General features: G+C 53.8%; 10 protein-coding genes. 8 read left to right on the forward strand and 2 right to left on the reverse strand.

Annotated features, from left to right (window positions below; genetic code table 11):
- The first annotated feature begins 254 nt into the window (after nt 1–254).
- The 4 genes from DYY88_RS08590 (at nt 255) to DYY88_RS08605 (ending at nt 5775) form a co-directional block, all read left to right on the forward strand.
- On the forward strand, nt 255–3209 hold the full coding sequence (locus tag DYY88_RS08590; protein ID WP_084607137.1) for a diguanylate cyclase domain-containing protein: 2955 nt from the start codon (nt 255–257) through the stop codon (nt 3207–3209).
- 102 nt (nt 3210–3311) lie between these two features.
- A complete protein-coding gene (locus DYY88_RS08595; RefSeq protein WP_044151353.1) occupies nt 3312–3707 on the forward strand; it encodes a hypothetical protein in 396 nt (131 codons plus the stop codon).
- A gap of 128 nt (nt 3708–3835) precedes the next feature.
- Nucleotides 3836–4762: a fatty acid desaturase gene (locus DYY88_RS08600; RefSeq protein WP_039728470.1), complete on the forward strand. Its 927-nt coding sequence runs from the start codon at nt 3836–3838 to the stop codon at nt 4760–4762.
- Complete coding sequence (locus tag DYY88_RS08605; protein WP_039728469.1) at nt 4759–5775, forward strand: alpha/beta fold hydrolase; 1017 nt, start codon at nt 4759–4761, stop codon at nt 5773–5775. Before DYY88_RS08600 ends, DYY88_RS08605 begins: the two co-directional genes overlap by 4 nt.
- Nucleotides 5776–5799: 24 nt before the next feature.
- Here the strand turns inward: DYY88_RS08605 and panB are convergent, their stop codons facing one another.
- Nucleotides 5800–6576, reverse strand: a complete 777-nt coding sequence (panB, locus tag DYY88_RS08610) for a 3-methyl-2-oxobutanoate hydroxymethyltransferase (RefSeq protein ID WP_039728468.1) — start codon at nt 6574–6576, stop codon at nt 5800–5802.
- A gap of 197 nt (nt 6577–6773) precedes the next feature.
- Between panB and DYY88_RS08615 the strand changes: the two genes are divergently transcribed.
- From DYY88_RS08615 to gatC, 3 genes are all read left to right on the forward strand, one after another.
- Entirely contained in the window at nt 6774–7214 is a 441-nt protein-coding gene (locus DYY88_RS08615) for a hypothetical protein (RefSeq protein WP_039728467.1), read from the forward strand.
- 64 nt (nt 7215–7278) lie between these two features.
- Nucleotides 7279–7800, forward strand: coding sequence for a photosystem I assembly protein Ycf3 (locus DYY88_RS08620; RefSeq protein WP_039728465.1), 522 nt, complete (start codon nt 7279–7281; stop codon nt 7798–7800).
- A 155-nt stretch (nt 7801–7955) separates the two neighbouring features.
- Entirely contained in the window at nt 7956–8243 is a 288-nt protein-coding gene (gatC, locus tag DYY88_RS08625) for an Asp-tRNA(Asn)/Glu-tRNA(Gln) amidotransferase subunit GatC (RefSeq protein ID WP_039728463.1), read from the forward strand.
- A 78-nt stretch (nt 8244–8321) separates the two neighbouring features.
- Here gatC and DYY88_RS08630 read toward each other — a convergent pair whose 3' ends face one another.
- On the reverse strand, nt 8322–10727 hold the full coding sequence (locus tag DYY88_RS08630; RefSeq protein ID WP_039728462.1) for a helix-turn-helix domain-containing protein: 2406 nt from the start codon (nt 10725–10727) through the stop codon (nt 8322–8324).
- An 839-nt stretch (nt 10728–11566) separates the two neighbouring features.
- Between DYY88_RS08630 and ppsA the strand changes: the two genes are divergently transcribed.
- Nucleotides 11567–13990 carry a phosphoenolpyruvate synthase gene (gene ppsA / locus DYY88_RS08635; protein WP_039728461.1) on the forward strand — a complete coding sequence of 808 codons (2424 nt, stop codon included), beginning with the start codon at nt 11567–11569 and terminating at the stop codon, nt 13988–13990.
- The last annotated feature ends 124 nt before the right edge of the window (nt 13991–14114 follow it).

Below are 14114 nucleotides of genomic sequence, written 5' to 3' on the forward strand. Positions count from 1 at the left end.
TACCAGGTATCTTTACTGCTTAAGGATTATCCAACCGTATCAAGTTCGAGGCTGGCGACTAACTGCCAAGACCTAATCAACACAAGGGTTTGTGAAGATATCGGGAAGTTTCAATCGATTGACATTTTTGCGTATATTCGCCCTCTGGTGACCTGGATCACTGAAGTAGACTGATATAAGAACGGTTTCGTTAATGGAACATATTATTTATCTCATCTCCAGTTTTCTCCTGTTCTTCGCCACACGCAACGTCCATGGGCACCTTACCAAAATCAACTCTAGCAACGATGCAAGTGCTCGTTGATGCCCTGGCATCTGGAGAAAATAACCTGTTTGAGGCTTTCCCAATTGGTGTGGTGATGCACGATGCGGCAGGGGCGATCGCATATTTAAACCAAGCTGCCAAAGACCTTTTGGGACTGGAAAATCGCTCCCTTCAACATCTTGGGATCACTAACCTGGTAAACATCTGCGGCTTTCGGCAACTCAATACCCAACACCCCTATGCAACTGATTGCCTGCCTAGTTTTCAGGCCTTACAGGGGAATGCGACGACGGTCGAAGATATTGTCGTGATGCGCGATGATCGCTACTTAATTTTGCATTCTCAAGCCTATCCTTTGCAACAAGATAGCGATCGCATTGTGGGGGCGATCGCCGTTTATCAAGACATCACGGCCCAAGTGCAATGTGCAACGATGGTCGCTAAGTCTGCTACCCTACTCGGAGCACAAATTCAACATCAAACTACGGCTTTAGAACACGAAATTCTCATTCGACAATGGCGTGAGAAAGAATTGCATGATCATCTGAAATGGCAGCGGTTTGCTGAAGCAGTGCCGGGGGGGCTGTATTCCCTGCGAGTTGGCCCTGATCGGTCGATGACCTGTGAATTTCTGAATCAGCAGGCGGCATCAATCTTTGGCACAAGTCAGCAAGAACTTGGTCAAGATCCGGCTCGCGTTGTCTTTAGCCAAATGACGGTCAGCGATCGCCAGGCCCTGCGACGCCAGGCCATTCAGAGTATCCGATCACAATCGATGTTGGTGTATGAATGGCGCAGCGTCGCCCCCGATGGCCAGGTGCGTTGGCTCAAAACACGAGCCCAAGCCGAATCGCGCCAAGATGGCTCAGTCTGCTGGCATGGGCTGCTGTGGACCGACAGCGACCGCGATAACGTCAACCGTGAGGGGCTCAATCCGGCTGCACCTCTGGCGGCGATTTTACGAGCTATTCCTGATCTCATTGTGCGGGCTGATCACCAGGGCTACTACCTCAGTCACGTTCGCACCAATCCCACCGTTGATGTTGTGCCGCACGACTTAGATATTTGTGGACATCACATTACGGATTATCTGCCGCCGTTGGTGGCCCAACAACAGCTAGAACTGATTCGTCAAGCGTTGGCGACAGGACTGATTCAGACGGCTGAACAGGTTGTGCCCATCAATGGCAAACAGCAGTACGAGGAAGTCCGAGTTGTGCCCTGTGGCAACAATGAGGTGTTGCTGATTGTGCGCGATATCAGCGATCGCAAGACTGCTGAGCAGGCCCATGAAAACCTTGCCAGCCAACACCACCGCATCATTGCGGCTCTGCCTGACTTGATGTTTCGCGTCAATCGTGAGGGCTATTGGTTAGGGTATGTGCATTCCAACGCAAAGCTAGACTGCCTGCCAGCGGGGTATGATCCAACTGGACGGCATATTACCGAGAATGTCCCCGCTGCGATCGCTCAGCAACAACTGCACTACATCGAGCAGGCGATCGTCACGGGACAGCTACAAGTTTTTGAACAAACCCTATTTGTCAATAACCGGACGCAACATGAAGAAGTGCGCATCGTGCCCCAAGGGGCGGATGAAGTGTTGTTTATCGTGCGCGATATTACTGATCGCAAAACTGCCGAATTGGCATTGAAACAGAGTGAACAAGAAAAGCAGGCAATTCTGTCAGCTATCCCTGATTTAATGATGCGTTTGCATCGAGATGGCACTTTCCTCGGTTATTTCAGAACTGAAAACACGGGTGATTTGCTCAAAGGGGTGGATGACATTGAGGGGCGCAATATTTTTGAGTTTGCCCACAATGATTTTTATCGTGACCACATCAATCATCAAATGGAAGCCGTGCGGCAAGTGTTAGACAGCGGACAAATGGTGGTTTATGAACAAACGGTGCCGACAGCTTCAGGTTGGCAGCATGAGGAAGTCAGAATCACGCCAATCAACGAAGATGAAGCCTTGTTGATCGTTCAAAATATCAATGAGCGGAAACAAGCAGAAATCGCTTTGCAGAAGAGCGAAGCGCAAAAGCAGGCAATCCTCAAATCTATGCCTGACCTGATGTTTCACATGCGGCAGGATGGCGTGATTTTGGATTATATGGCAGGTCATGACTTTGCCGACCTGCTAGACCATGTGGAAAGCCGAGTCGGTCAAAATCTTTGGGACTTGGCCACAACCGATACGCTGCTGGCACACGTACAGCGCAAAATGGAGGCGACCCAACAAGCACTGGCTACTGGGCAAATGCAGGTCTATGAGCAACGCACCAAAGTAGGGGAGATCTTGCAGCAAGAAGAGGTGCGCATTGTGCCGGTCAGCGAGAGTGAGGTGTTGGTCATGATTCGTGACATTACCGATCGCAAACGCATTGAAGCCGAACTGCGTATGGCCAATGAGCGCTTAGCGAAGTTGTCTTTTACTGACTCGCTCACGACATTGGCCAATCGCCGCCGCCTCGACCAGCATTTGGCACGAGAATGGCAGCGATCGCACCGGCAGCAAGAACCGATTTCTTTGATTTTGTTTGACCTCGATTATTTCAAGCGCTTTAACGACACCTACGGACATCAACGGGGTGATCAGTGTTTGTATGAGGTCGCCCGCGCCGCTGTGGACGTCGTACAGCGATCGTCTGATTTAGTCGCTCGCTACGGGGGGGAAGAGTTTGCCGTTGTGCTCTCTAACACGCCGTTGAAAGGGGCCTTCACCATCGCCCGACGAATTTGTGAGGCGATTCGCGCCCTCCAAATTCCCCATAGCGCCTCTGACGTGGAGCAAGTGGTGACCGCCAGCCTGGGCGTGAGCGCCATCATTCCCACCGCTGAGCAAAAGCCGAATGTGCTGATTCGCCAGGCTGACCAAGCGCTGTATGCGGCTAAGCAAGCTGGCCGCAACAATTGCCAATGCTTTATCAGCCGCTAAGTATCAGCCGCTAAGACGACGGTCAGTTGCCAATCTGGTCCTTGCCCTAGGATCGGGCTCAGGGGGCAGTCGATATGATGAAGGCCGAGGTTGAGGTCTTGAATGATGCGACGACTAACTGCGATCGCGGCCACATTGACAATCAGTACGCTGGCTCTGTCGTACTCGGCGGCGGCGGATCCGAGCCTTGAGGATGCCCTGCAAAAAATTGGATTTGACCTTGACCAGTTAGATGAATGGGGTCTGTATGGTCCTGAGGATGGGAAGCGATCGCTCAGTTATGAATTTTGTGCTCCCAATGATCGCCAAACCCTGGAGACGCTACAAGCGATCGATCCCACGTTGATGATCTATTTACAGTCACCAGGGCGAGTGGGATGTGAAGCCATGGAAGTGCTGGCGATCGGCGAAACCCACCAACCCAACTATCGTGACGTGCTGATCAACTTGGCTAGCCTAGACACCGTCGAACGCATCGAGCAGTTTTGGGGCGAATAGCGCGGCCAGCCAGCGGCTCATCATTTTCTGAACCGTAGTTGAAACTACACCTGAAAAGCGCTGACAGCTTCTATGATCAGTGATTGTGTTGGTTGTAGATGAACGGCTTCAGGAGGGGATGGCTCGGCATGACGGCACAGGAGATTAACACCGATCCGCGGCAATTGTTATCGGCAGACGAATTGAAACAGTTGAACGAGCGATCGAACTGGCGGGGCTTTGGACAATTGGCCGCCCATCTTGCCGTAATGGGCGTAAGTGCTGCAATTTGGGCGACACAGCGAGGCCATTGGGCGATCGCCCTCCCAGCTTTGGTCATTTATGGGTTCAGCTTGGCATCCATGTTTGCCGCCGTGCATGAATGCGTCCATCGCTCTGCCTTTGCCAGCAATCGCGTCAACGATGTCGTCGGGTGGATTGCCGGGGTACTGTCGGGCTACAACAGCACGTTTTATCGGCGTTATCACAAGTGGCACCATCGCTTCACCAAGGTGCCGGGCAAAGATCCCGAGCTGGAAGATCTGATTCCCTCTAACTGGACTGAGTATTTGTGGGTGATGAGTGGCATTCCCTGGTGGTTGGGCAAAATTCAAGGGCACTGGCGGATTGCGCGCGGCAATTTTGAGGGCATGCCCTACGTTCCAGAAACGGCCTATCGAGAAGTGCAGCGGTCAACCTGGTTGCAGCTGAGTGTCTACGGCGCCGCGATCGCCCTTTCCATTGGTTTTCACCAACCGTGGTTTTTGCTGTACTGGGTGCTGCCATTGGCGGTGGGGCAACCAATCTTGCGGTTTATCCTCATTGCGGAGCATACCGGCTGCCCGGATGGCGATGACCCGTTGACCAATACTCGCACCACGCTGACTCTGTGGCCCCTAAAACTCATGATGTGGAACATGCCCTTCCACGCTGAACACCATTTGTATCCGTCGATTCCCTTCCACCGCTTGCCTGCGGCGCATGCAGCGTTATCCCCCCACTTCGCCAATGTGGAGCCGGGCTACCTTTATGTCAATCGCTCAGTCGTTAGCCAATTGGGGCCGTCGGGGACATGACCTCTGATGCTCAAACCTTTGTCATTCCGGACTTTGAGTTGCAGTGTGGGGTGACCCTGCCGGAAGTGCGACTGGTTTACCAAACCTATGGGGAACTGAGCCGCGATCGCCGCAATGTGATTTTGTACCCCACCTCATACGGGGCGCAGCATCACGATATTGACTGGCTGATTGGCCGCGATCGCATTCTCGACCCCACGCGCTATTTCATCGTCATTCCCAATCAGTTGGGCAACGGCCTTTCCACCTCGCCGAGCAACGATGAGCACTGCGGCTTGGCCGAAGACGGATTCTGGTTCACCCACTACGACAACATTCGCGCTCAGGAGCAGATGTTGCGCGAGGTTTTCGGCATTGACCGATTAGCGCTGGTTTACGGTTGGTCGATGGGGGCGCAGCAAGCCTATTACTGGGGCAGCCATTATCCTGACCGCGTCGAACGCATTGCGGCCCTGTGCGGCACCGCCAAAACGACAGATCACAACAAAATCTTTTTATGGAGTTTGCGATCGGCGCTGACCGCTGACCCCGCCTGGAATGGACATCGCTTCACGGCAATCCCCGATCGCGGCTATCCAGCCTATGCCCGCATCTACGCCAGTTGGGCCGCATCCCAGGCTTACTATCGCGAGCAGCCCTATCTCCAGTTCGGTTATGAATCGTTGGAAGATTATTTACTGCGGGGCTGGGAAGCGAATTATCGCAAACGCGACCCCCACAATCTCATCGCCATGATTGACACCTGGCTGCGCTGCGATGTGGGGAACACACCAACTTTTCAGGGCGATTACGCTAAAGCGCTCAGCACGATTCAGGCCCACACGTTAGTGATGCCCGCGACCACAGATCTGTATTTCACCCCCGATGATTGCGCTGCTGAAGCCCAGATGATTGCGAGGGCAACGTACACCCCCATTCCCTCAATTTGGGGACATCGCGCTGGGCATCCTTACCAAAATCCCGAAGATGAAGCCTTTATCCGGCAAGCGGTGACCACCCTTTTGCAGGCTTAGGCACAGCCTCTGGCCCTACTGCAATCAGGGAAACTGGCGCGATCGCACCTCGTCGCAAAACGCTCTGGCGGCCTGAATACCTTGGTCGCGCAGATTAGCATAGCGTTTGGCAAAGGGCGGCTGCCAGTCAGAAAGGCCGAGCACGTCTGCCGTCACGAGCACCTGGGCATCGCAGAATTGTCCGGCCCCAATGCCAATGGTGGTAATGTTCAGCGTTTCGGTAATGGTTCTCGCGAGTTTGGCGGGGATGTGCTCCAGCACAATGGCAAAGGCTCCAGCTTTTTCAATCGCGATCGCCTCTTGCAAAATGCGATCGGCCGCTTCTGGTGACTTGCCCTGCTTCTGAAAGCCTCCCACCTGATTGACTGATTGCGGCGTCAACCCCACGTGCCCCACGACAGGAATCCCAGCCTCAACCAGCCGTTGAATAGTGGCCGCCATGCGCGGATAGCCCCCCTCTAGTTTGATGGCTTGGGCACCTGCCTCTTTGAGTAGGCGACCGGCTGCCTGCATCGCCTCAGCCTCAGCAATTTGGAAACTCAAAAACGGTAAATCAACCGCCAATAGAGCGTTCTTGACGCCGCGTCGCACCGCTTTAGCGTGATGCACCATTTCATCCAGGGTCAAAGGCAAGGTGTTGTCATACCCCAGCGCCACCATGGCTAAAGAGTCGCCCACCAACACCATGTCAGCCCCCGCTTGGTCGGCCATTTGCCCCGACATATAATCCCAGGCGGTCAGCACGGCGACTGTTTGACCTTGCTGCTTCCACGCTGCAAATTGATTGACCCGAACTGCCATGTGATGTCATCTCCCAGAGATTCGGTTGTCAGATTACCAAACCGATTATCTCTATCATCGCTGACCAGCGGTGTTTGGGGGAGTGGGAGCGAATGAGTCGATGAGGGACGTATAAATACTCAATTCATTAAGGCAATAGAGTCCTGAGATGTTTCCTGGGAACACTTTAGGCAGACAGCCGCCAGGCAGTACATTTCATGTGGCAATCTGCGATCAACTACTTTCGGAGTTTACGGACTTATCGGGATTTGAGTCCGGATGCAGGCCTTCGTCGTCGCATCAACGTTCAACTGAGTCGCCGTCCCTCGCTGACTCTGGAAGACTGGTCGTCATTGTTTTCAAATGTCGCTGATGGCGAGGTATCGAACCGCTTGTTTGCTTTCATATACGCGCAGTTGCCGGTATATTCCGGACTGGAAGTGAGCCAAATTCGGCCCGGCGATCGCCTCATCGAAGATCTCCAGTTGCCCTTGGTGTGCTGGTTCGATTGGCCCAATCAACTCTGCTGCGATTTTTACGAAACGTTTCACATCGACATTTCAGAAGAATTTGACGAATCTTTGCTGGAAACGGTGGGTGATCTGGTGTGGTTTTTGCATCAGCAACTAGAGTCTCAGGATTCGATCGCATCGGGATAGCAGCGATCGCCCCAGTGAGCGCTAAAGTAGTTAGAAACTCGTTCACTGATACTTACCGCTCGTTATGCCCAGAAGCCAGCGCAACGACAACTTTATTGATAAGACGTTTACGGTCATGGCCGACATGATCTTAAAAATGCTGCCCACCAAGCAAAGCGCGAAGGAAGCCTTTGCCTACTATCGGGATGGGATGTCGGCTCAGGCCGACGGTGAATATGCCGAGGCGATGGAAAACTACGAGGAAGCGCTGAAACTAGAGGAAGATCCCTACGATAAGAGCTTTGTGCTTTACAACATGGGGCTCATTCATGCGAGTAATGGTGAACATGAAACGGCTTTAGCGCGCTACGAAGAAGCTTTGGAGCTGAATCCTCGCCTGTGCCAAGCGCTGAATAATATGGCGGTGATTTATCACTACAAGGGCGAAAAGGCCGAAGCCGCTGGGGATGACCAAGTAGCCAGCGAGTTGTTTGACCAAGCGGCCACCTACTGGATGGAGGCCATTCGCATTGCGCCCAACAACTACATTGAAGCCCAGAACTGGTTGAAGAATACAGGCCGGATGAAGGTCGATACATTCTTTTAGGTTTGACAATTAGCAATTCTCTCGGGCAGGGGCGCAGGAGAACTGCGGGGCTGGCAGTTTAACGGCTGTCGTCACGACATCCTTAACTTGCCCTCCCACCCATTGCCCAATGCCCACTCCCCATCCCCCCTCATACCCATCAACCCCCTCTACTCATGATTGATCTCGAACAAGTCCGCAAAGTGGCTCACCTGGCTCGGCTGGAGCTAGAAGCGGGAGAAGAAGCGCAGTTCACCACGCAGCTCAACAGTATTTTGGAATATGTAGAGCAGTTGAATGAGTTGGATACGGCTGACGTGCCGCCGACCACTCGCGCTATTGAGGTGAGTAACATTCACCGACCTGACCAGTTAGAAACGTTTGGCGATCGCGAGAGCTTGCTCAGCAATGCCCCAGACCGCGAAGACGACTTCATCAAAGTCCCCAAAATCATGGAAGGCTAAGGTATCTTGACTGTGCGCTAGTGACTGCCCCAGGAACATTGCCCGTAAAGGCTATTTTGGGGTACTTTTATAGTCCATCTAGCCGAGCAAAGCAGCTTGAACCTTAGCGACTTGGCGCGGCGCTTGGATGGCTTCAAAAATTTGCACGGCGGCAGCAACCTGAGTTTGCGCGGCAAGCTGATTAGCCTGAGCTTGGTGAGTCAAGCCAAGCTGCCAATGAGCCTCAGCGAGATCACTTTGAGCCCCTAAATCTTCGAATAGTTCTAGGGCCGTAGTGAGGTTTTGGATGGCACGGTCAATGTCGCCTTGTTGGCGCAGGAGTTGTCCCCAGCCCACCAGTGCTCTGGCCTTGACTTGAATGTAGTGGCTTTCTTCGGCAAAGGCGATCGCCCGCTCGGATAATTCCGTCGCCCGTTCAGCGTCACCCAAATTCGTATAGGTCTGGGCTAGCAGCTGAATGAAGAAGGCAAACCGCCCGGTGTATTCGGGGCAATCGGTGTTGGCAATTTCCCGATAGGCTTGCTCGGCCAGGGTATGGGCCAGGGCGCGAGGTGACTGGTCAGCACAGATGGGCGACAGGTCAATGCGCTCATCGTGCAGGCTATGGGAGGCCACTAAGGCCAGACATAACTGGGCTTTGTCGGCCCAGCTTTGGTGGGCGGTTCCTTGCGCCGCCGTGATAACCGCTTGAAAGAATTGGGCCGCGTCGGTTAATTCCCACAGGTCGAGGTGATAGAGGCCCAGACTCAGCAGGGCATCAACTTCGAGCATCCGCCAGCAGTAAAGACTGTGCGGGTCGGCAGGATTTTTTTCAGTCGCTTCCAGTCCCTGGCGGGCGATCGCTTGCGCCTGCTTTTGCATGGAGATCGCGGCATGAATTTTGCCCGTAATCCAGTAAACATCAGCCAAGATATTGCGCAGTTCGCTAGAGCGCTGGTCGTCGGGCAGTTGGGGCAACAAGGAAGGAATTGCCGCCATCAACGGTTGCAGCAGCCCCATGCGATACAGCGTGCTGCCCAAGGTCAGGTGCTGTCCCCACTGATTGTGGCGACTTTTGAGCAGGACGTCGGCTGCCGTTGAGTAATCAGCGATCGCCAGCGCATGGTAGTACGCCTCCAACGCCTGTATGGCTTCCCCGGTTGAGGTGAGAGTGGTGACTTGCTCCGTCCAAAACTGAATCGCTCGGGTGTGGCTTTTGGGCCAATCAGAACTCTGGCGCAATCGTTCCAGAGCTTCGGCTTGCACCACGGGATGGAGCCAATAACAGCCCTTGTGGCTTTCCAGCAGCGATCGGTTGCGCAGGGAGGTGATCACCTGGCGATGCCGACTAGGATCAACGTCCCATAAGAGCGCCAGCAAGCCATCCGTCGGCACCCGGGGCACATCCTGATAGCGAAACGCGCCCAACCGGCAAAACAGCTGATACGCATCGGCATCCAAGTCTTTGAGGCGATTGACCTGACTCGTGACCAGATTTTTTAAGTCCAATGCCATGAGCGGGTCGGTGCCCACTTCTTGCCAATAGGCCTCCCCATCGCCGTCAAAATCGCCCGCGATCGCCCCCCGCATAATATTCATCGCTTTGGCGTTGCCCCCATAGGCCCGGTGCATGACTGCCAGAGTTGATGAGTTAACCGCGATCGCTCCCTGGGTAAAGAACTGCTGCCAGGTTTCCCGACTGAGGCCGGGTAGGCGGTAATGATGAACCGAGACGCCCGGTTCGCAAAGGCGATCGCGGCTGGTCAGCAGCGTTACGGTTTGGCCTTTGGGGTCACACAACACCCGCATCAGATCGCCGTAGCGCGCATATTGCGGCCAAAACCGCCCCTGAGCATCTAATGCCGGTTCAAGGTTATCGATGAGCAGGCCGACCCGTTGCTCGCGCAGTTGTCGCTTGAGCCGATCTAGCGTGACGCCAAAGTCCTGACCTGGCTCAACTTGAAAATCCTGTCGCAGCCATTCTTCTACGACCTGTTCTGCTGGGGTAATATTGGAGGTTTCCTTGGCCATCAACAGTTCTAAGACCACATCAAAGGCGTGATGTTCGAGATATTGCTGGGCCAGCGTGGTTTTGCCAACACCCCCTTCACCTTGCAGCACGATCGCTCGATGGCCCTGGGCGACGAGTTGATCGAGATGGGCGATCGCCGTTTCGCGCCCGATAAAACTCTGGGCCTCCGCCATTAGCGGCTCGGGCAGCGGCTGAATCAGCTTGACCCTGGCTTTTTGCAAATACCGCTCAAGTACAGCTAAGCTGTTGCTTTTCGTCACCCGCTCATCGAGCGCTTGCGATAATGCCTGCCAAAGCTGCGACGCTACATCTTTGACATGCCCTTCGGTATAGCGCAATCGCTGGGCAATTTCGCCATAGGTCTGACGCCGCCAAACAGCTTGCAAAATTTTGCGTTGCAGGTCATTCAAATGTTTGCCAGTGGCACGAAACACCAGCGCATCTGCCTGCTCTAGAACCTTGTCTGCGCTCATTTTAGGCTTCCTGAGCTTTGGTCTAATCTAGCCGACGGGAGAGGGGAAGGCATGTAGGGGGGCAGAGCAGAACACTTGCAAGCTCCCGTCCCTTAGCCCTAAAGCCTACCCCCAACTTCACTGACCATAGCGAGAATTACTGATTACTGAGTACGAATAAGCACAAGACGGACCTTTTCCGACTTTTTGGAGCGATCGCAGGCTGCAGCAGACTTTGACCAACCGCTATCGGGACCAGTTGCCCAGCATAAAGAAGTTCATAAATTCACCGATTCATCGGAAGGGGGAGAGCTGCTCTCACACCCGCCCATCATCCGCAATACAAAATTAAGCCTTGCCCCAGTCCAGGGGATCAACAGATGCTTAAGCATGATTTATTTTCATTCCGCAGAGAAACCCCGGCCCTGAAAGTAGTTTATTGAAATTAATCATTTCAGCAAAGATTTGTTGGATTTTATCGGCAAGCGATCGCGATTTTCTTACGATAAAAATATACGGTTGACTCACAAAATTTGAATATTTTTTGAAGAGAAAATTTTGACCAGGCGAAAGATTAAATTAGCCTGCAGGTTGCATGAGGACTCACTGATGAATAGCGAGGCAGAACTGATCCCAGTTTAGTTTTTGTCATGAAGATGATTGATTGCTCACTTTGAAGCGAGTAATTTTTGAATAGCTGCCTTCGTGACCGTCTGCTGAATCTTCTCAAGCTATTAGATAAGTGGTGTTGCTGGACTTTGGCTTGGAGCCGTTAGTCCCATCTAAGTTGATAAGCGGTTTGCAATTTTGCTGGGGTTGTTGCTTGGGTAGCATTAAGTATTTCAGACAGGAGTTAGTAAATGATTTCTACAACAGTTGAAAAGGCTCAAGATCTCGTATTGTGGCTCGATCAAATTCGGCTAGGGGATGTGCCGATTGTGGGCGGCAAAAATGCCTCTTTGGGCGAAATGATTCAGCAGCTAGTGCCGAAGGGCATCAATGTGCCGTCGGGCTTTGCCACTACGGCCCACGCCTATCGTCAGTTCATTCAGTTCAATGAGCTGGATGAAAAGCTGCGATCGCTCTTTGCTGACCTGGACGTGACGAATGTGCCGAACTTGCAGGAACGAGGCAGGCAGGCGCGATCGCTGATCCTCCATGCGCCCTTTCCTCCCGAGTTAGAGGTGGCGATTCGTGACGCCTATCGAGAGATGTGCAATCGCTACGGGGCAGATACCGACGTGGCCGTCCGCTCCAGCGCCACTGCCGAAGACCTGCCCGACGCCAGCTTTGCCGGACAGCAAGAAACCTACCTCAACGTCCACAGCGAGTCGGAAGTGATTGAGTCTTGCAAGAAGTGCTTTGCGTCGCTGTTCACCGATCGCGCCATTTCCTACCGTCAGACCAAGGGCTTCGACCACTTTGAGGTCGCCCTTTCGGTCTGTGTGCAAAAGATGGTGCGGTCTGATCTGGCCACTTCCGGCGTCATGTTTTCCATCGATACCGAGACCGGTTTCAAAAATGCCGTGCTGGTGACCGCCGCCTACGGCTTGGGCGAAAACGTGGTGCAGGGTACCGTCAACCCTGACGAATATCGCGTCTTCAAGCCCACCCTCAAAACCGGGCATCAGCCCATTTTGAGCAAACGCATGGGCAGCAAAGCCCTGCGCATGGTTTACAACACCGGCGGCACCAAATTGGTCAAAAACATTCAAGTCCCCCGTTGGGAACGCAATCGCTACGCCATTTCTGACTTTGATGTGTTGCAACTCGCCCAGTGGGCCTGTGACATTGAAGATCACTACAGCGAGCTGCGCGGCGTCTATTCGCCCATGGATATTGAGTGGGCCAAAGATGGCCAGTCGGGGGAACTGTTTATTGTGCAGGCGCGACCCGAAACCGTGCAGTCGCAACGGCAGGGCAATGTGCTGAAAACCTATCAGCTCGAGAAAACCGCTGATGCCCAAGTGTTGACGAGGGGGCGGGCAGTGGGGGCGATGGTTGGCAGCGGCAATGCCTGTGTCATTTTAGATGTGGACGATATTGAACAGTTTCAGCCGGGAGAAGTACTCGTCACCGTTAAGACCGACCCGGATTGGGAGCCGATCATGAAACAGGCGGCGGCGATCGTCACTGACCAGGGGGGACGCACCTGCCACGCAGCAATTATTGCGCGGGAGTTGGGCATTCCGGCGATCGTGGGTTGCGGCGATGCCACAGCGGTGATCCATACCGAGCAGGCCATTACCGTTTCCTGTGCGGAGGGCGAAGAGGGCCAAGTTTACGAAGGGGAATTGCCCTTTACGGTCGAAGAGACCACGCTGGATGATTGCCCGACGCCGCGCACCCAGATCATGATGAATGTCGGCAACCCCGAAATCGCCTTCAGCGTTTCGGCGTTACCCAACGCGGGGGTCGGCTTGGCGAGGATGGAATTTATCATCGCAAATCACATCAAAGTGCATCCCATGGCGCTGATCAACTTTGAGGTGTTGACCGACAGTTCGGCGAAGCGCAAGATTGCTCGCCTGACGGAGCAATACGATGACAAGCCCCAATACTTTGTGGATAAGCTGGCCCAAGGCATTGGCACGATCGCGGCCGCCTTCTATCCTAAGCCAGTTATTGTCCGCATGTCCGATTTCAAGAGCAATGAGTATGCCCACCTGCTCGGCGGCGCTGCCTTTGAACCGGATGAAGAAAACCCGATGATCGGTTGGCGGGGCGCTTCTCGCTATTACGACGATCGCTACCGCGAAGGCTTTGCGCTGGAATGTCAGGCTCTCAAGCGGGTGCGTGAGGACATGGGGTTGACTAACGTCATTTTGATGATTCCCTTCTGCCGGACGCCGGACGAAGGTCGCCGGGTCATTGCCGAAATGGCCCAACATGGTTTGGTGCAGGGCGAAAACGAGTTGCAAATCTACGTGATGTGCGAACTGCCCAGCAACGTCATGATGGCGGAAGAATTTGCCGAAGTCTTTGACGGTTTTTCCATCGGCTCCAATGATCTGACCCAGTTAACCCTCGGATTAGATCGTGACTCTGCTTTAGTAGCTCACCTGTTTGACGAACGCAATCACGCCGTCCAACGCATGGTGGCCAAAGCGATCGCTACGGCGAAAGCGAAAGGCCGCAAGATTGGGATTTGCGGTCAAGCCCCCAGCGACTATCCCGAGTTCGCTCGCTTTTTGGTCGAGCAGGGCATCGACTCCATCAGCCTGAACCCCGATGTAGTGGTGAAGACGACGCTCGCGATCGCGGAACTGGAACAGTCTCTGTAGTCAACGACTGACGCCGCGCAGGAAATTTGCCCCCCTGATTGACGAGATAATCGTTGTCAGTCAGGGGGGCGAGTCATGCTTTACCGAACCCTGAGAAAGCTCATGATGAGTCAAGCGTATCCCA

The sequence above is a fragment of the Leptolyngbya iicbica LK genome (assembly GCF_004212215.1).
GTDB lineage: Bacteria > Cyanobacteriota > Cyanobacteriia > Phormidesmidales > Phormidesmidaceae > Halomicronema > Halomicronema iicbica.